At 37.5% G+C, this 23,635-nt stretch carries 21 protein-coding genes and 1 pseudogene; 5 read left to right on the plus strand and 17 right to left on the minus strand.

What is annotated here, in order from left to right; translation table 11 throughout:
* Nucleotides 1–33 precede the first annotated feature (33 nt).
* Both ABD909_RS04940 and ABD909_RS04945 read left to right on the plus strand, forming a co-directional pair.
* Nucleotides 34–1,290, plus strand: a complete 1,257-nt coding sequence (locus ABD909_RS04940; RefSeq protein ID WP_345096857.1) for a lytic murein transglycosylase — start codon at nt 34–36, stop codon at nt 1,288–1,290.
* Between the two features lie 15 nt (nt 1,291–1,305).
* Nucleotides 1,306–2,373, plus strand: coding sequence for an SGNH/GDSL hydrolase family protein (locus tag ABD909_RS04945; RefSeq protein WP_345096858.1), 1,068 nt, complete (start codon nt 1,306–1,308; stop codon nt 2,371–2,373).
* Between the two features lie 385 nt (nt 2,374–2,758).
* Here the strand turns inward: ABD909_RS04945 and ABD909_RS04950 are convergent, their stop codons facing one another.
* Nucleotides 2,759–4,783 carry a M3 family metallopeptidase gene (locus tag ABD909_RS04950; protein WP_345096859.1) on the minus strand — a complete coding sequence of 675 codons (2,025 nt, stop codon included), beginning with the start codon at nt 4,781–4,783 and terminating at the stop codon, nt 2,759–2,761.
* 346 nt (nt 4,784–5,129) lie between these two features.
* On the opposite strand from ABD909_RS04950, the gene mgtE reads away from it, so the two are divergent.
* The 3 genes from mgtE to ppa all read left to right on the plus strand — a co-directional run bounded on the left by mgtE (nt 5,130) and on the right by ppa (nt 9,555).
* On the plus strand, nt 5,130–6,506 hold the full coding sequence (mgtE, locus tag ABD909_RS04955; protein ID WP_345096860.1) for a magnesium transporter: 1,377 nt from the start codon (nt 5,130–5,132) through the stop codon (nt 6,504–6,506).
* Between the two features lie 617 nt (nt 6,507–7,123).
* A complete protein-coding gene (gene typA / locus ABD909_RS04960; RefSeq protein ID WP_345096861.1) occupies nt 7,124–8,950 on the plus strand; it encodes a translational GTPase TypA in 1,827 nt (608 codons plus the stop codon).
* A gap of 68 nt (nt 8,951–9,018) precedes the next feature.
* Nucleotides 9,019–9,555, plus strand: a complete 537-nt coding sequence (gene ppa, locus ABD909_RS04965) for an inorganic diphosphatase (protein WP_345096862.1) — start codon at nt 9,019–9,021, stop codon at nt 9,553–9,555.
* Nucleotides 9,556–9,577: 22 nt separating this feature from the next.
* On the opposite strand, the gene ABD909_RS04970 is transcribed toward ppa, so the two are convergent.
* The 16 genes and pseudogenes from ABD909_RS04970 to ABD909_RS05045 all read right to left on the minus strand — a co-directional run.
* The gene (locus ABD909_RS04970; RefSeq protein ID WP_345096863.1) at nt 9,578–9,910 is read right to left on the minus strand and encodes a DUF167 domain-containing protein; all 333 of its coding nucleotides are present in this window, start codon (nt 9,908–9,910) and stop codon (nt 9,578–9,580) included.
* Between the two features lie 23 nt (nt 9,911–9,933).
* Nucleotides 9,934–10,227: a YggT family protein gene (locus tag ABD909_RS04975; protein WP_345096864.1), complete on the minus strand. Its 294-nt coding sequence runs from the start codon at nt 10,225–10,227 to the stop codon at nt 9,934–9,936.
* 323 nt (nt 10,228–10,550) lie between these two features.
* Nucleotides 10,551–11,111 carry an invasion associated locus B family protein gene (locus ABD909_RS04980; RefSeq protein WP_345096865.1) on the minus strand — a complete coding sequence of 187 codons (561 nt, stop codon included), beginning with the start codon at nt 11,109–11,111 and terminating at the stop codon, nt 10,551–10,553.
* Nucleotides 11,112–11,220: 109 nt separating this feature from the next.
* Entirely contained in the window at nt 11,221–11,742 is a 522-nt protein-coding gene (locus ABD909_RS04985; RefSeq protein ID WP_345096866.1) for an RNA pyrophosphohydrolase, read from the minus strand.
* 39 nt (nt 11,743–11,781) lie between these two features.
* Nucleotides 11,782–13,092 (minus strand): S41 family peptidase, encoded by a 1,311-nt coding sequence (locus ABD909_RS04990; protein WP_345096867.1) that lies wholly within the window; start codon nt 13,090–13,092, stop codon nt 11,782–11,784.
* A pseudogene (locus ABD909_RS04995) lies at nt 13,082–14,366 on the minus strand (murein hydrolase activator EnvC family protein). The gene ABD909_RS04990 and the pseudogene ABD909_RS04995 overlap by 11 nt, the downstream one beginning before the upstream one ends.
* A 96-nt stretch (nt 14,367–14,462) precedes the next feature.
* Complete coding sequence (gene rlmH, locus ABD909_RS05000; RefSeq protein WP_345096868.1) at nt 14,463–14,945, minus strand: 23S rRNA (pseudouridine(1915)-N(3))-methyltransferase RlmH; 483 nt, start codon at nt 14,943–14,945, stop codon at nt 14,463–14,465.
* Nucleotide 14,946: 1 nt separating this feature from the next.
* Nucleotides 14,947–15,390 (minus strand): ribosome silencing factor, encoded by a 444-nt coding sequence (gene rsfS, locus ABD909_RS05005; RefSeq protein WP_345096869.1) that lies wholly within the window; start codon nt 15,388–15,390, stop codon nt 14,947–14,949.
* A gap of 330 nt (nt 15,391–15,720) precedes the next feature.
* Nucleotides 15,721–16,314, minus strand: coding sequence for a nicotinate-nucleotide adenylyltransferase (locus ABD909_RS05010; RefSeq protein ID WP_345096870.1), 594 nt, complete (start codon nt 16,312–16,314; stop codon nt 15,721–15,723).
* Nucleotides 16,315–16,343: 29 nt separating this feature from the next.
* Nucleotides 16,344–17,600 (minus strand): glutamate-5-semialdehyde dehydrogenase, encoded by a 1,257-nt coding sequence (locus tag ABD909_RS05015; protein WP_345096871.1) that lies wholly within the window; start codon nt 17,598–17,600, stop codon nt 16,344–16,346.
* Between the two features lie 49 nt (nt 17,601–17,649).
* Nucleotides 17,650–18,789, minus strand: coding sequence for a glutamate 5-kinase (gene proB / locus ABD909_RS05020; RefSeq protein ID WP_345096872.1), 1,140 nt, complete (start codon nt 18,787–18,789; stop codon nt 17,650–17,652).
* Nucleotides 18,790–18,800: 11 nt separating this feature from the next.
* Nucleotides 18,801–19,817, minus strand: a complete 1,017-nt coding sequence (obgE, locus tag ABD909_RS05025; RefSeq protein WP_345096873.1) for a GTPase ObgE — start codon at nt 19,815–19,817, stop codon at nt 18,801–18,803.
* A gap of 156 nt (nt 19,818–19,973) precedes the next feature.
* The gene (locus ABD909_RS05030) at nt 19,974–20,717 is read right to left on the minus strand and encodes an RlmE family RNA methyltransferase (RefSeq protein WP_345096874.1); all 744 of its coding nucleotides are present in this window, start codon (nt 20,715–20,717) and stop codon (nt 19,974–19,976) included.
* A gap of 34 nt (nt 20,718–20,751) precedes the next feature.
* Entirely contained in the window at nt 20,752–22,068 is a 1,317-nt protein-coding gene (locus ABD909_RS05035) for a Ppx/GppA phosphatase family protein (RefSeq protein WP_345096875.1), read from the minus strand.
* A 672-nt stretch (nt 22,069–22,740) separates the two neighbouring features.
* Nucleotides 22,741–23,325, minus strand: coding sequence for an invasion associated locus B family protein (locus ABD909_RS05040; RefSeq protein ID WP_425547944.1), 585 nt, complete (start codon nt 23,323–23,325; stop codon nt 22,741–22,743).
* Nucleotides 23,325–23,635 (minus strand): YadA-like family protein (locus ABD909_RS05045; protein ID WP_345096877.1); only part of this gene is annotated, 311 nt, incomplete at its 5' end. The genes ABD909_RS05045 and ABD909_RS05040, both read right to left, overlap by 1 nt.

Here is a 23,635-nt window from a genome sequence, read left to right on the forward strand (position 1 = left end):
TTAAAATACTTGGATATTGAGGGAAACTTTTAAATGCAAAAAACAAACTCTAAAATTTTCTCTTCTTTAAAGGAATTCCTCAATCGGAAAACTTTTATCATAGGTTTAACCACTCTTTTTTGTATCTTTTGCATATTTTCAACATCATTTTTATATGCTGATAGTGGTTTTAAACTTTGGATTAAAGAATTTAAAAAAACAGCTCTTGCCAATAATATTTCTTCCTCTACCTTTGACATAGCTTTTAAGGGCGTCAACGCAATTGATCCAGAAGTTTTAAAAAGAGCTGCATATCAACCAGAATTTGTTGATTTTTCATGGAATTATTTCGATAATCGTGTTCATGATATTGCAATTGTGGAAGGACAACACCAAGCACAAAAATGGAAAAAGTGGCTTCCTCAAATTGAAAAACGTTTTGGTGTTGATCGCAATATCCTCCTCGCTATTTGGTCAATGGAAAGCAATTATGGAAAGATTTTAGCAAATAAAGCTGTGATGCGTGACACCATTCGCTCCCTTGCAACCCTCGCCTATGCTGATAAAAAACGTGCAAAATACGCGCACGCACAATTGATTGCTGCCATGAAAATTCTCCAAAGGAATGAAATTACACGCACACAACTTACTGGATCCTGGGCCGGAGCAATGGGACATACGCAATTTATCCCAAGCAGTTATCTCGCTTATGCCATTGACATGGACGGAGATGGACGGCGTGATATTTGGACCTCTATTCCAGATGCTTTGGCTACTGCAGCTAATCTGCTCCATATGAATGGTTGGCAACCCCAACTTCCTTGGGGAGTAGAAGTAAAATTACCGAAAGGTAAAAACTTCTCTGAGAATTGGCATTCTTTTGAAGAATGGACTAAGCTCGGGATAAAACAGGCAAATGGCCAACCTTTGCCTTCATCTTCTGAACAAGCCATATTAAAATATCCAGATGGACCAGAAGGACCTCTATTCTTAGTCACAAAAAACTTTTTTGTTCTTAAACGTTATAATAATGCAGATCGTTATGCTTTCGCTGTCGCTCTTCTTGCTAACCGCATTGCTGGACGTCCTGGATTGGTTCAAGATTGGCAACGACCATTTCAACCTCTTAATTTTCGTGAGCGCAAAGAATTGCAATCTCGCTTAGCTACTCTTGGCTATTACAAAGGGGAAATTGACGGAAAAATTGGTATTGTCTCTCAAAAAGCAATTAAAGCTTTTCAACTGCACTATGGCTTAACAGCAAATGGATATCCAACCCATGAAGTTCTCTCTCTTCTACGAAAACAATAATTTGGAGTAAAATGTTTGTCCCATTCCCGCTCAATATATTCGATTTTCTTACTTTTTACTCTCTTTGCCATAGGGATCATATACCCCTCTCCAAGTCATGCAACAAACTTTTTTAAATGGTTGTCACAACATAACAAACAAGAACAACCACAACAACAGCCACAAATTATACAACAAAAGAGATACAAACCGCAAAAAAAAATTGTCACACAAAAAGCTGTACAAAAACTAAAAAAAGAGAATGCAAAGCGTATTCTTATCGTAGGAGATTTTGTTGCTTCTACTGTCGCTGATGCGCTCAAAACACTTTTTATTGATAATACCGATATTATCGTCACAAATGATACAATACCAGATTCTGGTTTGGTTAGAACTGATCTCGTTTCTTGGCAAAACATTATTTCTCAACATATTTATAAAAATAAACCCGATGTTCTTATCATGATGATCGGTGCAAATGACAATCAATCAATCACAACACCTTACGGTATATTGAGTACAGTTCAGCCAGAATGGCTCAACATCTATAGGCAAAGAATTATTGAAATTGTTGAAAACCTTTACAATTCGGGAAAACCATGGATATGGATGGGGCAACCTGCTTTTGAAAATGATCATTTGACACAAAAAATGAAAATTTTTAATGCGCTCTACAAGCAAGAAACAGAAAAAGCAGGAGGGTATTTCATTGATATCTGGAGTGGCTTTACTGATGAACAAGGACAATTTTCTTTTTCTGGCTACGATATAAATGGTCAATTTATGAGATTACGCACACATGATGGTATCAATTTTACTATTGCAGGAAAGAGAAAACTTGCTTCTTATTTAGAAAAAAAATTAGAAAATATTTTAAATCTTCATACATTCTCTCAAGAAAATCTCATTTTACTCAATGGCAACACTCCACTCCTTCCACAACAGCCAAATAATATTGTGCGCCAAGCGCCAATGAGCCTCGATGACATAGCACAACAAAATACCCGTTTATTGGATAAAATAGAGCCAAATTTCATAAAAAAGTTATGGTCGCCTACAAATGGACATCAAAAAGACCGTGCTGATAATTTTTCCTTCCCCTGATGTCTTTTCAAATATTTCACAAATTAAAAATTCTATTATATGCTAATAATGCATTGATTTACAAATCATAATTTAGTATTATTCAACTTGAAATGAGAGGCTTTTATACTGTAAGATTTTCTCATTTTAAATCTGTTGATATCGAATTAACTAAAACTATTCGCTTATACGTTACAAGCAAGATTAGCGCGTGGGTAAAACTATAAAAAAGAGTAAAAATGCTTCTTATGAACCGTCTCAGATGTCAAGATCTGTCACAACATTGAGCGCTGGCAAATAGCAAATAGTATGATGGTGCCGGCTACTGATGGGATAAGAGTTTGCAACAACCTCAATGGTCACAAGAATATGAAAACGGTATAGCTCACACGATACCGTTCTATTCTTATAATCCGCGTTTTTGAATCATCGCTTCTGGTGAAGGTAGCCGTCCTCGAAAAGCTTTATAGAGTTCCTCGGGATCACGACTTCCACCAGCAGAATAAACAAAACGCTTTAAGCGATCAGCAAGTTCTGAACTAAAAACATTACCCATTTCTTCGAAAGCCTGAAAAGCATCAGCATCAAGCACTTCCGACCACATATAAGAATAGTAACCAGCGGCATATCCATCACCTGAAAAAACATGTGTAAAATGTGGGGAACGATGACGCATGATAATTGCATCAGGCATTTGTAACTTTTCTAATTCTTGGAGTTCAAATATTGTTGGATCAGTTACTGTTTCTCCTCGATGAAACGCCATATCTATGAGAGCTGATGAGATAAATTCAACTGCAGAAAAACCAGCATTAAATGTCTGTGCTGCCAAAACCTTATCTATCAAAGTTTGTGGCATAGAAAGCCCTGTTTTTGTATGGATAGCAAAAGATTTTAAGACCTCTGGTACCGTTAACCAATGTTCGTACAGTTGAGAAGGAAGTTCAACAAAATCACGCGCAACTGACGTTCCCGCAATGGAAGGCCATGTAACATCAGAAAGTAAGCCATGTAATGCATGGCCAAACTCGTGGAAAAGTGTGTGTGCATCATCAAGGGATAAAAGAGCAATCTCCCCTTTGGGGGGCTTAGCAAAATTACAAATATTGTAAATAATAGGCTTTTGTCCACCATTTAAGTGATGTTGCAATTGCAAACTGTTCATCCATGCTCCAGAGCGTTTGGATGAGCGCGCAAAATAATCACCAATAAAATGCCCAAGTAAACTGCCATCGGATTTCTTTACTTCCCACAAACGTACATCAGGATGCCAAAGTGTAACAGCGCTCTTTTCTTCAAATGTAATGCCAAAAAGTTGTTCTGCCACCCAAAAAACCGCTTTAATCATGTTATCAAGTTGAAAATAATATTTAATTTCAGAGCCATCAAAAGAAAATTTTTCTGCACGTAATTTTTCTGCGTAATAACGCCAATCCCAAGCTTTTAAAGTTTCATTGCTTCCCTGATTATTTGCAAAGTTTTGCAATTCAGCTTGTTCGCTAAAAGCCTTAGCTTTTGCTCGTTCCCATATAGGTCTGAGCAAATCCATAACCGCATCAACATTTTTGGCCATGGTATGATCAAGTTTCAAATCTGCAAAGGATTGATATCCTAGTAATTTAGCCTTTTCATCTCGAAGTGAAACAATCTCTATAATAATTGCTCGATTATCATTCTCGTTCTCATTTTCACCACGTTTAGACCAAGCTTGGAAAGCATTCTCACGTAAATCACGGCGCTGAGAGAATTTCAAAAAAGGTTCAACAACAGAGCGCGCTAATGTTAAAGCATACGCTCCTTCATTTCCTCTTTCACGTGCAATTTCTTTCATTGAAGCTATGAGATCATCAGGCAAACCAGACAAATCTGTTTGTTTTAAAAATAAAACCCATTCAGCTTCATCTTTTAAGACATTTTGGCCAAAAGTAGCATTTAAAAAAGCAAGCTTTTCATTAATTTCTACAAGCCGTTTCTTTCCTGCTTCATCCAGTTTTGCACCATTACAAACAAATTTTTTCCACCATAACTCAAGTACACGTGTTGTTTCACTATCATACATGCCCTGCTGCGATTGTTTATAAAGGCAATCTATTTTTGCAAATATCCGTGCATCCATCATTATTTTCGAAGAATAACGGGAAAGTTTTACAACAAATTCTTGTTCTAATTGCTGAATAAGAGCGTTACTATGAGCACCAGAGCGCAAGAAAAATATTGAACATACATGATTAAGTGCTTTGCTAGAAAGCTCAAAAGGCTGCAAAAAATTCTCAACTGTTGGCGTTTGCTGCACTGTTGCAATCATTTCCATTTCTTCTTCTGCTTCTTGAAGCGCCTGTTCAAAAGCGGGTTTGAAATCTTCATCACCTATCGCAGAGAAATCAGGAAGCCCTGAAAATCCCTTCCAGTCCAGTACTGCTGCTTTTGTCATAATATGACCTATCTCCAATTATAAATTTAAGGTATAATCATTACTTACGATATAAATTGGTACACTAAACCTGTTCGTGTGTTTTAAAATGCCTTTCAGACTACTATTGTAGGAGCAAAAATAAAGGATATTTTTAACTCTCTGCGATAAACAAAAACAAGAATCACTGCCTGTTTGATTCATGAAATTGTTTATAACCTGTGATCTATCCTTGACTTTATTGCAAATATTAACAATTGGGAGAATACAATTGGGGAGGGCTTTTAAAAATCTTCCACAAGTTTTGTTTTATCTTAATCCATGATTTGAATTTACCATTCTCTAACCTTTCAGAAGGTACTTTATTATGACTGAAATTAAAACGACCTTCGACTTTAAAAATTCTTCTCCTAGAGCTCTCGCCGAAGAATTAAAAAATCATCACTTTGCTGATTCAATTGATATCATTAATGATCTCGATATCATGGAACGCGTGGCTATTTTAAGCCTTTTACCTCTTGATTATACCATTGAACTCTTTGACAAACCAGAACTTGAACAACCAGCAGCTATTCTTGAACTTCTTCCTGTCAATCGTTCCGTTGAAATTCTTGACGGTATGTCTGCTGACGCTGCCACCGACGTTTTTCAGGAAATGGATAAAGAAACCCGCACGCGGCTTTATGCATTGCTTAAACCCTTAACACGTGCTGAGATAAAAAAACTGACCAGCTACCCTGAACATACAGCTGGAGCACTAATGACAACAGAGTTTATAGCTGTACCTGCAAACTGGACCGTAAAAAAAACTCTTGATCACATTCGTGATGTCGAACGAACCCGTGAAACAGTTTATACAAGCTATGTCATTGATCCCAAAACTGGTACTCTTCTCAAGGCTGTTTCATTGCGTAACCTCATCCTTGCCTCACCTGATGAACAAATTTTAAATGTCTACACACACGATACTCCTATTACAATATCTCCCTTTACACATCATGAAGATATCGCGCGTCTTTTTCAGCGCCATGATCTTCTCTCTGTACCAGTGATTGATGATGACAATCACGTCATTGGCATTGTAACAGTCGATGACGTGCTTGATACAATGGTTGATGAAATGAGTGAAGATGCTTATAAATTCGCAGGTATGGAAGCCCTTGATAAACCCTATATGCAGATCAATTTCTTTGGGATGATGAAAAAACGCGGGGGATGGCTTGCTTTGCTTTTTCTTGGCGAAATGCTCACAGCAAGTGCTATGCAATATTTCGAAACAGAACTTGAAAAAGCCATTACTCTAACACTTTTTATCCCACTTATTATGAGCTCGGGGGGAAACTCTGGTTCGCAAGCAACATCTCTTATTATTCGTGCACTCGCATTACGTGAACTTACACTCAAAGACTGGTGGAAAATTATTCTTCGTGAAATTCCAGCTGGTATATCTCTTGGTCTTTTACTGGGAATTATTGGAATGATGCGTATTGCTCTTTGGCAAGAACTGGGTATTTACAACTATGGTGAACATTGGATTTTCATAGCCATAACAGTAGGTGCTGCTTTAGTTGGAATTGTCACCTTTGGTTCTTTATCCGGCTCTATGCTTCCCTTTATCCTTAAAGGTCTTAGATTTGATCCAGCAAGTGCTTCAGCTCCTCTTGTCGCAACTTTAGTAGATGTAATGGGGATCGTTATCTATTTTTCTGTTGCTTCTCTTATTCTCTCTGGTACTCTACTCTAACATAGGAAGCAAAAAGTTTCTTATATAACCTCAAATTTCTTCTTATAAAAGCGCAACTCAATTGTTAAACACAAACAGCATGATGCATATTATGCTGTTTCAAATATTTTGTAGTTCTGAATGAGAAAAAACGTTTCAATGATTAAGATAAAAAAGAGCAATCAGCACGTAAAGAAAAGTACTTTTAATACCGTTTAAATACATAAATTGATGTAGCATAAGAGGCAATTAAAAATAAAGCATGCTTATAATTGCAAATATAATACTACTATATTCAATAGATCTTGCTTTGTGATATTTTTGAGTGAACTTCAGAAACGGAATTGTGTGTAAACAAAAAATAAATCAGGCAATAGCTAAAATACATAATTTGATTATTAAGAAAGAAAATTGCGTACTTACTTTTTTAGTGCATACCTCATAGGAAAGGTTCCTACGCTGAAATTTTTCTAAACCAACAAACCATCAAAAAGCCTTTATAAACACTTTGCCATAAAAATATTTCCTCCTCTTCCAAAATTATAAAAAAACATGTAAAAGGTTCCTTTAATAGTAAGGTAACAAATGCAAAATTGTTGCTTCAGATAAGATCTCACTAAACGAAAAGAAGAAAATTTATGCAATTGCGCAATATCGCCATCATTGCCCACGTTGACCATGGCAAAACAACACTCGTAGACGAGCTTCTCAAACAATCAGGGAACTTTCGCGATAATCAGCGGACCAGTGAACGTATGATGGATTCAAATGACATCGAAAAAGAACGTGGCATTACAATTCTAGCAAAGGTAACATCCGTTGTTTGGAAAAACACGCGAATTAACATTGTTGATACACCAGGACACGCCGATTTTGGTGGAGAAGTTGAACGTATTTTGAACATGGTAGATGGAGTCATCGTGCTTGTCGATGCTGCTGAAGGTCCTATGCCGCAAACAAAATTTGTCGTTGGTAAAGCATTGAAAGTGGGGTTACGCCCCATTGTTGCTATCAATAAAATTGACCGAGCAGATGCGCGTGCTGATGAAGTGATTAACGAGGTTTTTGATCTTTTTGCTGCTCTTGACGCAAATGATGAACAGCTTGACTTTCCTATTCTTTACGGGTCAGGTCGTGATGGATGGATGGCAGAAACCCCTGAGGGACAAAAAGATCAAGGACTTAGTCCTTTATTTGATCTTGTAATCCGCCATGTCCCTGCTCCTAATGTAGCGGAAGGACCGTTCCGTATGATTGGGACTATTCTTGAAGCAGATCCATTTCTTGGACGTATTATTACAGGCCGTATCCATTCAGGTTCCATAAAACCTAATCAAAATGTGAAAGTTCTCGGACAAGATGGCAAGCTTTTGGAAACTGGACGTATTTCGAAAATTTTGGCATTTCGTGGACTGGAACGGCAAGCTATCGAAGAAAGTATTGCTGGGGATATTATAGCAATTGCAGGCCTACAAAAAGGTACCGTTGCTGATACTTTTTGTGATCTTAGCGTCAATGAACCACTTACCGCTCAACCTATTGATCCTCCTACAGTGACTATGAGCTTTCTTGTTAATGATAGCCCCCTTGCAGGAACTGAAGGCGATAAAGTAACAAGCCGTGTTATTCGTGATCGTTTGTTAAAAGAAGCAGAAGGCAATGTCGCCCTTAAAATTGAAGAATCAGCTGATAAAGATTCTTTCTATGTTTCAGGACGAGGAGAATTGCAACTTGCTGTATTGATTGAAAATATGCGCCGTGAAGGATTTGAACTAAGTGTTTCACGTCCACGTGTTGTTATGCAAAAAGATGCAAACGGAACCACTCTTGAACCAATTGAAGAAGTTGTTATTGACGTTGACGAAGAATATTCTGGCACTGTCGTGCAAAAAATGTCTGAACGTAAAGCGGAAATGGTTGAATTGCGCCCCTCCGGAGGAAATCGAGTCCGTCTTGTTTTTTATGCACCAACGCGAGGACTTATCGGCTACCAATCGGAGCTTTTAACTGATACACGCGGTACCGCCATTATGAATCGTCTTTTCCATGCCTATGAACCTTATAAAGGAGATATTAGTGGTCGTGTTAATGGTGTGATGATTTCAAATGATAATGGTGAATCCGTTGCTTATGCTCTTTTTAATCTTGAAGACCGTGGGCCTATGATAATCGATGCCGGTGTGAAAGTCTATCAAGGTATGATTATTGGCATTCATTCACGTGATAATGACTTAGAAGTCAATGTATTAAAAGGAAAAAAGCTAACCAACATGCGTGCTTCTGGAAAAGATGAAGCCGTAAAATTAACCCCTCCTCTGAAAATGACATTAGAACGTGCTCTATCGTGGATACAAGATGATGAGCTTGTAGAGGTAACCCCTAAAAATATTCGTCTCCGTAAACTCTATCTCGATCCCAATGAACGTAAACGTTTTGAAAAAACACGTGCATCAATTTCAAACTAATCTTATAACCTCTTCGATTAAAGATTTTATGAGACTTTACTTCCTCATACTCCGGAAAGGATATTTATATGAATATTAAAGAAATCCCCGTTGGTAAAAATCCACCAGAAGACGTCAATGTTATTGTAGAAGTCTCTCTTGGTTGCCAGCCAATAAAATATGAAATGGACAAAAAATCGGGAGCATTATTTGTTGACCGTTTTCTTCATACATCAATGGTTTATCCTGGAAATTACGGTTTTGTCCCGCATACACTTTCAGAGGATGGTGATCCTATTGATGTTCTTATCTGTAATACCCGTCCTCTCTTTCCTGGTTGTGTTATCAATGTGCTTCCCATCGGGGCTCTGATTATGGAAGATGATGGTGGTAAAGACGAAAAAATTATTGCTGTTCCTACCCCAAAATTAACACAACATTATATCAATATTCATGACTATACAGATCTTCCCGAAATTACACTCAAGAAAATTGAGCATTTCTTCGAACATTATAAAGATCTTGAACCTGGAAAATGGGCCAAAATTGAAGGTTGGCGTAATAAAGATTTTGCCCATGAACTCATTAAACAAGCTATCGAGCGCAATCAAAATAAAGAAGTGTGATTTTTTTAAAAATAAAGCCTATTTAAAAAATAGGCTTTTCTTTTGAACTACTATCTCCTAAAAATTGCCATATTTGCTTTAGCTTTTCTAAGTGTATTGAAAAATGAAGCTGTTTATAGCGTGATGTTGTACCACTTTTTAAAGAAATACAAAAAGCTGGAATTTTCCATTGCTTAGCTAAAAATTTAATGAGTGCCTTATTTGCCTTGCCATCCTCAGGAACAGCACGAAGGCGTATAGTTAAATATTGCTTTCCATTATTCCTACATTCAACCCCCATTATTTGATCTACAGAAGATTTTGGAGTGAGATATACAAACAAAATCAAACCATTTTTATCAACTTGATAAAACATTTGCATTTGCCTCATGCAATATTTTACAGATAGATGTTCGCATAAGCGCGCCACATAAAAGTGCGAATAAAATAAATAATCACAAACACGACAACAGGTGAAATATCAATTGTTCCAAGATTTGGCAAAATCTGCCTTATACGGCTTAAAACTGGTTCTGTAAGGCGATACAAAAATCTTCCTATTAAAACAGCAAAACGATTGCGTACATTTATAATATTAAAAATACAAAGCCAAGAAAAAATGACACTCGCAATGAGAATATCAAGATAGATATTAAGAATTAAATCAATCACTTGAAACAATGTATAAACCATACCCTATCCTTCTTTTAAGCAAAGAAATAGAAGATATTAAGAATTTTCATTAAAATAAGCCTGTTTATCGAACAATGGTTTTATACTTCATCGTTCCTTTTCTATGAATAGAAAAAATGCTTCATTTCTCTCATTGACAATGAACCTCAAAAAAACAAATATCGAAATAAAAATAGCTGGACAAAGCAGAAAAACAGCAAATTATCTAGAGAACCCTCAAAAAACTCTGAATATCCTTTAATCTCGTTGTCTTAACCGTAAGTTTAAGAAAACGCTTAAACAAAAAACGGCCTTTAAGGCCGTCTTTAGTTCTATTTCAAAGATTATTTCTGTAAAGCAGCTAAACGATTTAGAGCATTACTAAAACCCTTTAATTGAATGAATAAATCATTCAAAGGTGGTTCGCCTGGAGCAGCAATTGTCATAGCTAACTTCAAATGTTTTCCAGCACGTAAAGCTGCTACATGATTTTTGTCAAAAACTATTGGAACAATACAACCTGCTGGTACACAAGTCCGAATACCGGTTTCAATCACAGCTTTTCCCTCATCGACTTGTAAACGAACAGGTTTAGAGACCAAAATACCAAAAGGAACCGTTAAATTACCAGAGACAATACCATCAGCATTGAGAATAACGTTCATAGCCACAACAACACGGCCCTGATCATTCACTTCCTGACGTCCCATAAAACAAATTTTCTTACCTTCCTGCATACCGCAATTAAGGCTCCACAAGTCATAAGTCTCAGTCAAAGAAGAAGCACCATTGGGCAATGTAGATGCCGCAGGTTTGGTTGCAGTTGGCTTTGAATCTGAAGCAAATGCTATAGAAGAAATACTCAAAAGAGTAAAAACTATAAGTAAATTAAATAACTTTTTCATCTTATATTCCAGTTCTTTACATAAAAGAGAGACACATCTATTATCTTTCAATGATTTACATAATATAAAACATCTTAATAAAAAAGAGCCTTCTATTCTTATATAGCTTTTATAATTTTTTAAGGCTACCTCGGAATTCGTTAACAATTTTCATATAAACGTGCTTTTTGAAAGAAACCACTATCGAAGGAAGAATTTCTAAGTCAACCCATTTCCATTGGTCAAACTCTGCTTTATTCCCATCCGGTGGAGGGTTTATCATGATTTCATATGGATCTCCAGTAAATTGAAAAGCAAACCATTTTTGTATTTGTCCACGATATTTATTGTTTAATGTACATCCAACAAGTTCTTGTGGAAAATCATAATGGAACCAATCCCGTGCTTCTTTAATTAACTTTATAGATCGGATACCTGTTTCTTCATAAAGTTCACGACATGCTGCGTCAAAAGGCTCTTCATTCTCATCGATCCCCCCTTGAGGAAACTGCCAACGATGAGACATTTCAGTATCAGTATGAGCGCATGCCATTAAACGACGCCCAACCCAAACTTTACCCACATCATTAAAAACAACAATCCCAACAGATTTTCGATAAGGAAGAGCCTTCAGATCAACCACCGCATTCATTCAATTATCTCCCAAATGCATGCGCTATACACGCCTTTTTTACTTCAAAACATCCTTATGGGGATCGGACGGAAATGCTGCATTTGCCATTTCACCTCGTAACAGCTTATAAGCCTCATGCAATTGAACATCATCTTTCGGATCTTGCGGAACAAAAGCAGCTGAACCAGACCCTTTATTGTCTTCTCGTTTTCCTTTGATATGCCCTTTTAATGCAGATTCACCGACCTTTACATCATAGCCTTTATATTTTTCAGGTAATGGTTGCTCTACAATAATATCAGGCGTGATCCCTGTTCCTTGAATTGAAGTACCAGACGGCGTGTAGTAAAGCGCTGTTGTTAAGCGTAAAGCACCATCTTCACCCAAAGGGATAATCGTTTGAACAGACCCTTTACCAAAAGATTGCGTTCCTAAAATTGTCGCACGACGATGATCTTGTAATGCACCTGCAACAATTTCAGAAGCACTAGCTGAGCCACCATTAATGAGCACTATGAGAGGTTTTCCGTTGATGATATCCCCAGGCTTGGCATCAAATCTCGTTATATCACTCTTTTTACGTCCTCTGGTTGAGACAATCTCACCTTTATTGAGAAAGGCACTCGAAACATTAACAGCTTGGTCTAAAAGCCCACCAGGATTAAGTCGTAAATCAAGAACATACCCTTTCAACTTATCTTGAGGAATTTTAGATTGAATATCTTTAATTGCAGCTTGAAGATTACCAAAAGTCTGCTCAGAAAATTGGATGATTCTTAAATAACCAAGATCATCCTCAACACGATATTTAACCGCCTTCACTTTGATGATATCACGAACAACTTTAATTTCGAGTGGCTTATCAACATCAGAACGAATAATCGTCAACGTAATGGGAGTTCCAGGAGCACCTCGCATCTTATTAACAGCTTCATTTAATGTATGGCCATTGGTCTGCTCACCATCGATTTTTGAAATAAGATCTCCCGCCAAAATCCCTGCTTTTGCAGCGGGTGTATCATCCATTGGAGAAACAACTTTAATTAAACCTTTCTCCATAGTTACTTCAATACCAAGCCCTCCAAATTCTCCTTTCGTAGAATCCCGCATCTCTTTGGCTTCTTGCGCATTCATATAAGATGAGTGGGGATCAAGTGATGTAAGCATTCCATTGATAGCATTTTCAACAAGCTTTTTATCATCTGGAACTGTTACGTATTGCATACGTACTCGCTCAAAAACATCGCCAAAAAGGGCCAGCTCTCTATACGCATCACCTTCATTATTGGCAGCAACTGACTGCACCATAATCATTGAACTGGCGCCGAGCAATACCCCAGCGACCAAAAGAATAACTTTACGAATCATTTTGGTTCCTTCTCGTTTTTTTCAGTACGCCACCAAGGAGTTGGATTTACAGGCTTACCCTGCTTTCTAAACTCAATGTAAAGCATTGGAACAGTTTTGCCTATATCCAATGCAACACTGTTCGCAATAAATTGCATCCCCATCGTTCCAAGAGGTTCACCCGCAAGAACAAACTGTCCCTGAGTAACATTAATTCTCGACATTCCAATAAGAATAATATGATAACCATTTCCAACATTAAGAATAATTAACTGTCCATAAGAACGAAATGGGCCAGCAAAAGCCACAAGAGCATCAGCAGGCGATATAACAACTGCTGATGCTTCTGTTTCAATCATTTCACCAAAGCGCGTAATCTGCGAACTCTTATGGGCATGCAGAACCCTTGTTCCCAAAACAGGAAATAACAAAGAGCCTTTTCGGCTTTCAAAATTAGATTGCTCTAATAATTGTAAATTTTTCTGCATCTGTATTGATGTATCAGAACTAAGTTTTGATTGGCGGTCAAGTTCTAAAATCAATTCTTCCAAAGATTGAGCTTTTTTAGCAAAAATAATATTTTTTTGTTGTTGGTCTGTAAGTTCTACTTCTGACTTCTTTTGCAGTTTTGCTTTTTCCTCTAATAAAAGCTCTAAATGTTTTCGCTGCTCTGCTTGATTTTGCATTTTAGTCTTTAATGTTGCATATTCCATAGCAATCGAATTGCTCAAAATTGTCAATTCCTTGAGACTCTCTGTTAAATCTCGTGTTTTCTCTTGCATCTGAGGAACAACAGCTCCTAATAAAACAGAACTCCGTACAGAAGCTAAGATATCCTCAGGCCGAACTATAAGAGCAGGAGGCGGCTTTAATCCCATACGTTCTAAAATGGCAAGAACTTCTGCAAATTCAGCGCGACGACTTTTTAAAATTTGATGAACTTTTGTCCGCTTTTCTATCATTTTTTTTAGTTTTGCTTCTCTTTCAGCAATATCATTTGCTATTACACGTTCTCCTTTAGCAGTTTTTATAAGTGCATCACTCAAAGCTCGCTGATCTTTTTTTAAACGCTCAACTTGCTTCACAAGAAAAGCAGAACGTTCACGCGAAATGGAAATATTTTGGCGAATTTCTCCCAATGCTTTTTGTGCTTCTTCTATACTCCCGATTGTATTTTCAGCATGCGATACAGAAAAACAAAGCCCTATACTCAAGAACAGCAAAACAAATATCACGCATTCCTCATATAAACATCGTATCTTTTTATGAAGAAGCTTCTTCATTTGCCCAACCATTAAGCATCATCGCATAAACTAGCGATGCTTTAAAGAATGTCAGCTAAAACAATATTAACAAATATATCAATAAGTGCTAAAAATTGCATAAAAATTCTAAAAACGATGATAAGGATGATTACTTAAAATCGTTACAGCACGATAAAGTTGTTCTGTAAGAAGTATACGTGCAATTTGATGTGGCCATGTCATAAAACCAAAAGATAAAAGAAAATCAGCACGATGTCTTATCTCTTCGCTATGCCCATCAGGTCCCCCCAAAGCAATGATGAGATCACGAATACCTCCATCACGATAAAATACCAGTTTCTCAGAAAAAGCAGATGATGAAATCGATTTTCCACGTTCATCTAAAACGATTAATCGACATTTTTCAGGCAAAAATTCAATAAGCTTTCTTCCTTCCTCTTCCATACGCTGGCACACTGTTTGCGCACGACTTTCTGATATTTCCTGCAATTTTTTCAAATGAAACCCTACAGCTCCAGAACCTTTAGAAAAACGATCCAAATAATGATCAACCAACTTTTGCTCCGCCCCTTTTTTCATACGACCAACAGCAAAAATAGAAATTTGCATGTTAATGATCCCCGAAGAAAAGCGGTTTTGTATTGTCAAAATCTGGAGCCTGCCATATCTTCTCTAAATTATAAAAGAGACGAATTTCTGGACGAAAAAGATGAATGATAATATCACCTGTATCAATTAATACCCAATCACCTCCCGCAAGTCCTTCTACACTTGCAAGACCACACCCACTGTCTTTCCAAGTGCGTAATAAATGGTCAGCAATAGCAGATACATGGCGCTGTGAATGTGCTGAGGCTATAATCATGTAATCAGCTAAAGATGACTTCTTCCGAATATCGATAGAGATAATATCTTCTGCTTTTATATCTTCTAAGCTCTTGAGAATAATTTCAAGACCATCACGCGCAGAAAAAAAATTCTTTTCTACGCGTGATGCAATAATATAAGAGTTTTTTTGGCAAATGTTTTCCAGTCCCATATCCTTTCTTATCATTTAAAACATAATGAAGAGAGAGCATTCTCAAGAGAGAAAAATTTTAGCTCTCCTCTTTGCCCTTTATATGACGAAAATTTTTCAATCCTAACCAATCTATCATCAGATTGGTGTTCTCTCAAATTTATTTCATCGGCTCATTATTTGCTTCACGTTATAAACTTATAGAGCAAGCTTTACCTTGAATATTCTGTTTAATTTCATTTTTTTACATTTCATTGATGCAAAAATTAAAATCAGATGAAAATATCATTGTATCCTTAATATACATATATATGCCCTATATTACCATCTCAAACGCGGCATATTACAGCATTACAGATAAAATGTTCAAGAAAAATCATTCTCCTTTAAACGAAGATCCGTTGAAGACTGAAAAGACAAAGGTCCATGCAAATAAGTCCAAGCAGGTGGTTTGATAAAAGGTAATCGTACACTTTCTCTTTCATCTAAACGAAAAGAACGGTAGATATGTGCCATAGGAGAAGAGAGTGCTGGCATATGCACAAAAGGACGATCAACAACCGCAATAGGAAGCATCGATATAATATTATGCCATCTATACCAATGATGAATTGTTACAAAACTATCTGCACCTATAACCCACACAAAACGAACCCCGGGGCAATGTGCCAGAATATAAGAAATTGTATCTACGGACACTTTACTACCTATTGCCTGCTCAAAACCCGTGACACGAATCTTCGGATGATCAACAAGTCCAACACTCAAATGCATTCTCTCCTCTAAAGAGGCTAACTTTGTACAATCTTTTAAGGGATTTCCTGGAGTTACCATCCACCATAATTGATCAAGTCGCAAACGCCGGATAGCAATTTTTGCAACAAGGAGATGTCCAGCATGGGGAGGATTAAAAGATCCGCCAAAAAGCCCCACAACATTCGATCTCTCAACATGGGGCATACGATCTTTCCACGGGAAAAATGAATTTTTCAAAGCCGAACCTGTCCATTTCCTTTAACATGATATTGAAATGACGTGAGTTGTTCGACACCTATAGGACCACGCGCATGCATTTTTCCTGTTGCTATACCAATTTCTGCCCCAAAACCAAATTCACCCCCATCAGCAAATTGTGTTGATGTATTATGCAGCAAAATAGCTGAATCTAAACGATTAAAAAATATTTTGACCACCCTCATATCCTCAGCAATAATTGATTCTGTATGCCCCGATGAATAACGCTGAATGTGCGCAATGGCTCCCTCAATACCTTCAACTGTTTTGACAGAAAGAATTGCATCAAGATACTCATGCGACCAATCTTCTTCAGAAGCTAATTTGAGATCGGGCAAAAGACAAACAATATCTTCTGTTGCACGAATTTCACATCCTTTCTCCTGTAATGCAGTTAAAACAGGCAGAAACTTTTTTAATGCCCGACGATCAATGAGAGCTGTTTCAACAGCACCACATATCCCTGTTCGTCGCAGCTTTGCATTTAAAACAACATTACGCGCCATATCTAAATCTGCCGATTGATCAATATAGATATGACAGAGCCCCTCTAAATGTGCAAAAGTTGGAATGCGCGCATCAGACTGAACGCGTGCAACGAGATTTTTTCCTCCACGAGGCACAATCACATCAATTGTTCCATCCAACCCTCTGAGCATTTCTCCAACGGCATCACGATCTTTCGTCTCAACCATTTGAATGGTATCTTTAGAGAAACCAGCCTTCTCCAATCCTCTCACCAATGCACAATGCAGAGCATGGGAAGAATGAAAGCTATCCGAACCACCGCGTAAAATTGCAGCATTCCCAGCTTTTAAGCATAAAGCACTTGCATCAATTGTAACATTTGGCCTGCTCTCATAAATAATACCAATCACACCAAGAGGTGTACGAACACGGCTTATATGAAGTCCATTGGGACGAGTCCATTCATTCATCACTTGTCCAACAGGATCAGGCAAAGAAATAATTTGGCGAACACTTTCTATAATTGCATGCAAACGCGCTTCATCTAATTTAAGTCTATCAATCAATGCTGCCTTCAAATTATTTTGAACAGCATTTTCTAAATCTTGACGATTCGCCCGTAAGATTTCAGCTGATTGAGCCTCTAAACTTAAAGCTATCATTTTTAACGCTTGGTTCTTCTCTTCAGAAGACATTACAGCCAACGCAGCGGCAGCACGACGTGCTTTTTTCCCCATCTCTTGCATCTGTTCTTTTAAAGCCATAGTATCATCCATTCTGCCAAAACAATAAAGAAAGTAAAAGATAACTTTTTCAAGCAGAATCGGTCAAGCAGCGTAAAGCCATATCGTTACGATGTACCATAGCAGAACGCGCCGCATATCCAAGGATAGATTCAATTTCTTCACTTTTACGCCCCATAATGCGTACAACTTCCTCTTTACCATAGCTTACAAGCCCACGAGCAATCTCAACGCCCTTTATATCAACAATCGCAACGCTATCTCCACGATTGAACTTTCCTTCAACCGCAATAACTCCTGCAGCCAATAATGATTTCCCAGCTTCAAGAGCTTTAACCGCTCCCTGATCAATCGTCAAAATACCAGAAGGATCTAAATGACCTGAAATCCAAGTTTTCCAAGCATTAACAGACTTTTCACCGGCAGCAAAAAAACTGCTACGTTCCCCTTTATCAAGGGCTGTAAGAGGATTCATACGCTTGCCCGAAGTAATAACCATCGCTGTTCCAGCAGAATTTGCTATTTTCCCAGCTTCAAGCTTGGTCTTCATTCCTCCGCGAGAGAGTTCTGAAGCAGCAACATCTGCCATTTTTTCGATATCGCCGGTAATTGATGCAATAAAAGGAATAAATTCAGCCGTCGGATCACGATGGGGAGATCTGGTATAAAGACCATCAATATCTGATAAAAGTATCAGAAGATCTGAACCCATCATTGTCGCTACACGTGCCGCTAAACGATCATTATCACCATAGCGAATTTCACTTGTTGCAACAGTATCATTTTCGTTGATAACAGGCACAGCTCCAAAACGCAAAAGTACGTTAATCGTAGCACGTGCATTAAGATAACGCCGTCGTTCTTCTGTATCAAATAGAGTGAGTAAAATTTGTCCCGTTTTTAATCCATACCGTGCAAGTGCATCACCATAGGTCTTGGCTAATTCGATTTGCCCTAAAGCAGCACATGCTTGACTCTCTTCTAATTTCAAAGCTCCCTTAGGAAGTTGTAGCAATGTTCTTCCCAAAGCAATAGCACCTGAAGACACCAATAAAATCTCGACGCCTTTTTGGCGCAATTTGGCAACATCACTTATCAAACTGTTGAGCCATTCAGCCCGTAAACCTGTCTGAGAGTCAACCAAAAGTGCCGATCCAACTTTGATCACAATGCGTTTATATTGCGCGAGTTTTTGTAATCCAATGGCCATTTTAAGCAATCCTACTTTTCTTTACCATCTTCCTCTCCACATGCCGTTTCGATAATATGTGCAACCGCACGCAATACATTTTCTAGACCCTCACGACTCACAGCAGAAAACATCATCACAGATTTACCCGTTACGTTTTGCAAAACCTCTTGTTTAGCTCTCCGTTCCTCAATGGTGAGAGTATCTATCTGACTTAAAGCTATAATTTCAGTCTTATCACTCAGATTGTTTCCATAAGCTTCTAATTCATTACGCACAATTTGGTATGCCTTCGCCACATTTTCTTCTTGAGCAGAAATCAAGTGGAGTAAAACACGACAACGTTCTACATGTCCTAAAAAACGATCTCCAATTCCTATACCTTCATGTGCTCCTTCAATCAGACCCGGAATATCAGCCAAAACAAACTCACGGCCATCAATACGAGCAACACCAAGATGAGGATATAAAGTGGTAAAAGGATAATCCGCAACTTTGGGTTTTGCTGCTGTCACAGAAGCTAAAAAAGTGGATTTTCCAGCGTTAGGTAAACCAATAAGTCCACCATCAGCAATTAATTTTAAACGAAGCCACAGTGTACGCTCTTCTCCTGCCAATCCAGGATTTGCACGGCGAGGTGCTCGATTTGTCGATGTCGTAAAATGCAAATTTCCAAAACCACCATTCCCGCCTTTTGCTAAACGATAACGTTGCCCCACTTGTGTTAAGTCACAAATTAATGTTTCATTATCTTCTTCAAAAATTTGTGTTCCAACCGGTACTTTAAGGACAATATCATCGCCCTTTTCTCCCGTCATGTTCCGTCCCTTACCATGCCCTCCTATTTTTGCTCTAAAATGTTGCTGATAACGGTAATCAATCAGTGTGTTGAGCCCATCAACAACAAGCACCCAAACATCACCTCCACGTCCTCCATTGCCCCCATCAGGTCCCCCAAATTCAATGAATTTTTCACGACGAAATGATACTGCCCCTGCTCCTCCATTACCAGAACGGATATAGATTTTAGCTTGATCAAGAAATTTCATTAGAAATACTCACTGAAGAATCAATTTTTCTATCTCTATAGGCAATATGTTCATTTTACCAGTTTTTCATTATTTAAATAAAAAAAACTCCTTACAATATCATCGGTAAGCGTATTGAAAATACCCTTGCATTCTCAATGTGAAGTAAACTCAAGCTTACTGAAAAGAAGCTATTTTTGTGTTTTTGTTTTTTCCTTTAAATCCAAGTGCTAAAAGATAAAGCTCTACAGATTCTGATCGACTTGCCGGTGGTTTAACATGATGAACTGTTTTAAAATTCTGTTTCAATGTTGTAAGAAGATTGTTTTCTGCCCCACCTTGAAAAGCCTTTGCTAAAAAATGCCCTCCAGGTTTGAGAACTGAAAGAGCAAAATCAGCTGCAACTTCACATAAATAAATTGTCCTTAAATGATCTGTCTGACGATGACCTGTTGTTGGTGCTGCCATATCAGAAAGTACCACATCCGGTTTGGCTCCTAAAGCATCAACTAATTTTTGCGGAGCTTCAGCGTGTAAAAAATCCATTTCTAGCATAACAACTCCAGGCAATGGAGCAACATGTAAATAATCAATGCCAACCACATTAGGATTTTGCTCACTTGAACCTACGACACGGCTTACCACCTGACACCATCCTCCTGGAGCCGCTCCTAAATCAATAATCTTTTGACCTTTTTTGAGAAACTTATAGCGCTCATTAATTTCAATGAGCTTATAGGCTGCACGGGAACGATAACCATCCACTTTCGACTGATGGACATAAGGATCATTCAAATGCCTTTCTAACCATCGCCGTGACGATGCTTTAATGGTTCCTGCCTTTTTTTTTACACGCTGATATAATTCATGCGATCCTGAACCACCATAGCCGCCAGTCGGTGTTTTTATCGTTTTCTTCATTGTTATTCATTCACCTTCCTATTCTTAATAATCCCTAGTTTTTGAAGTTTTTTCCTTTCCTATGACGGCACCATACACCATCGCGCAGCATCAACTCTATCAAAATTCCTTCTCGCAACCCACGATCAGCAACTCTTAAACGCTGACTTGGCCAAACTTCTCGAATAACATCTAAAATTGCACAACCAGCTAAAACTAAATCTGCTCTCTCTCGTCCAATACAAGGATTTATTACACGTTTCTTTATATCCCATGATAATAAGCGTTTTGTCATAAGAGTAATGTCTGCATCATTCATCCACATGCCATCAACTTTTTTCCGATCATAACGCTCTAAATTAAGATGTATTCCTGCTAAAGTTGTAATCGTACCAGAGGTTCCCAAAAGATGAAAATTCGAACTCTGCGTTAAAGCTCCTAATTTATGACGATCTGAAAAATTATTTAAAAAACCTCGTACATAGCTTTTCATGTTTTCAAAATCGTCTACACTAACTTCATTTCCTCCAAAGCGCTCAGCAAGCGTGACAACACCAACGGGGAGAGAAGTCCACGCTGTAATTTGTTCAGCTAAACGAAAAGAACGCTTTTTGGAAACATCAAGAAGTACAATTTCTGATGAGCCTCCTCCAATATCAAAAAGCACAATTGCATCGGTATTGTGCTCAACAAGCGTACCACATCCTGCAACAGCAAAACGCGCTTCTGTTTTACGATCAACTATTTCTAATTCAAGGCCAGTTTCATCCAAAACACGTTGAATAAAATGTCTACCATTTTTCGCCGAACGGCAAGCTTCTGTTGCTACTAAACGATAACTTTTAATACGCCTTTGTTTTAACTTTAAATGACAAATCTTTAATGCTTCAATTGCACGATCCATCGCTTGTGTATTAAGAAATCCGTTATTTACTAAACCTTCTCCCAATCGTACAATACGTGAAAAAGCATCCACAACGTGAAAGTATCCTGGTTTACTAGGAGATGCTATAAGAAGACGACAATTATTCGTTCCTAAATCAAGTGCAGCATAAAGAGGCGGAGATTTTAGTTGAGAAGAACGTAGAAGAAAAGGCGTTTTGAAACGTTTTGTTTTTTTTACACTTAAAATTGCTCGCTCATGTAATTCAAAAGTTGTATTCGATTGCAAAAATGCCCGTTTCTGTTTATCTTGTCTTTTTCGCTGCTGTTTTTCTATATCAACAGAAATGGAGCACATCTGTGTTTGTAACAATACAGAACGATTATTTTGGTGGCACCTGCCGTGATTACACAATTGCTTTTGCTTTGCTTTAGTATCAGATACTTTTCCTCGCTTTGACTCTTTTAAATCATAATCTAATGGGGTCATTTTTCCTTATTCCTTAAGCGTTTCCCCCAATAAATAAACGCGAAAACTCCTCTGTTCACTTATAAAGCTAAAGTAACAATGCGGTATTAAATGACAAATATCAAGAAAACATTTTTGCTTTTTCTACTATCAAGATTTTCTAGCTATTTTTGCAATTTGCCAATTTCTTTTTATATCACATCACTCGTATGGAATGTAACTTTATTTTATACAGATAAATTTATATTCTTAGAGTATTTTTAAACTATTATTGTCCTTTGTATTCACGAGATCTTAGTGTTATAATTGTATTTTATAAAATGACTACAGTATTTCAATTGAAGAGTTATTGATATCAAATCAGATCACTCTAACATCCGTAAAGAGCTCTTATAGAAATAAAATAGGCCGGCCTTCTTTCGTGTTCAAGAAAACCATATTCTGAATATTTTAAACTAACTATCTTTATAGTTTTTATGATTAACAACTAACATAATTAGCTCTATAAGCTTTCTAGAAAAACACCTAATTTTTCTCTTACATATAATTCTTAGTGTAATTGTACATTTATAAAATGTATTCTTTTTTGAATCCGCATCTATATCATATCATGTAGAATTTCTTACTCTTATAAATCTGCAATGCAACACACTAATTTATGAAAAAATCCTTCGTTAAAACACCCTATGTCATCTATCGTTGGAGAGAGTTAATTGCTGCACTTAACCCTTTAAATGGCACAACCAAAGAAAATACTTTTCCCTCTTTAACCTTATAGGAAATACGCACTTTTTTATTTTGCTCTATTTGTTTACTAAGAATTGATTCTACCGGCGATTGAGCCAAACAGATCATTTCATTACATTGCTTATAGTGAACGAGAAGAGGCTTTTTAATGCCTTCCATAAATATTCGAATGGGAACGGTTGTATCAGCATTAGGCAATGTTCGAAAGAGCATTATTGCTTGACCATTTTTCGTAGAAACAAGAGACCAACTAAAAATAGTATTATCTTCCTGATCATGAACCGTCTGCGTTACATTACATATGCCTTGCTTAAGCTTTTGTTTGTTATCTTGTTTTTCATCGCAAATCAAAGTCCAATGATAAAACTGCATAATAATACGACGCGTTTCACCAGGTTCTCCCTTAGGAATAGTTAAATGCGGTGGTTGCACCGTATAAATATTATTGTTGTCGTTGGCAAAACTTTCTCCCTTACCTAATAAGGCAAGAACTAACAAAATCTTCACAAAAATAGTTTGTTTTTTTATCATCATTTAAGCCTCAGAGTAATTCCAGCACCTACACCCCAATGACCTCCAGCACTTGTTACAGATAGGCTAGAGCGGATATTTCCATCTTCCGATGTATAACCAGCACCGATAGCAAAGGCAGATTGACTGCGCCATATACCACTACCAAATGAAACACTTAAAGATCCTGGTATATCATAGTAGCGTAAATTAGATACCGCCAAGCCAATAGCTGCCGCCTGTCTTGCCTCCTTACGGACATCCTCAACTGCATAATTTAATGTCTCAAATTTCATATCTGTATAGGCTTTCGACTCACTAACCCCATTGT

This window comes from Bartonella acomydis, assembly GCF_039543025.1.
GTDB classification, from domain to species: Bacteria; Pseudomonadota; Alphaproteobacteria; order Rhizobiales; family Rhizobiaceae; genus Bartonella; species Bartonella acomydis.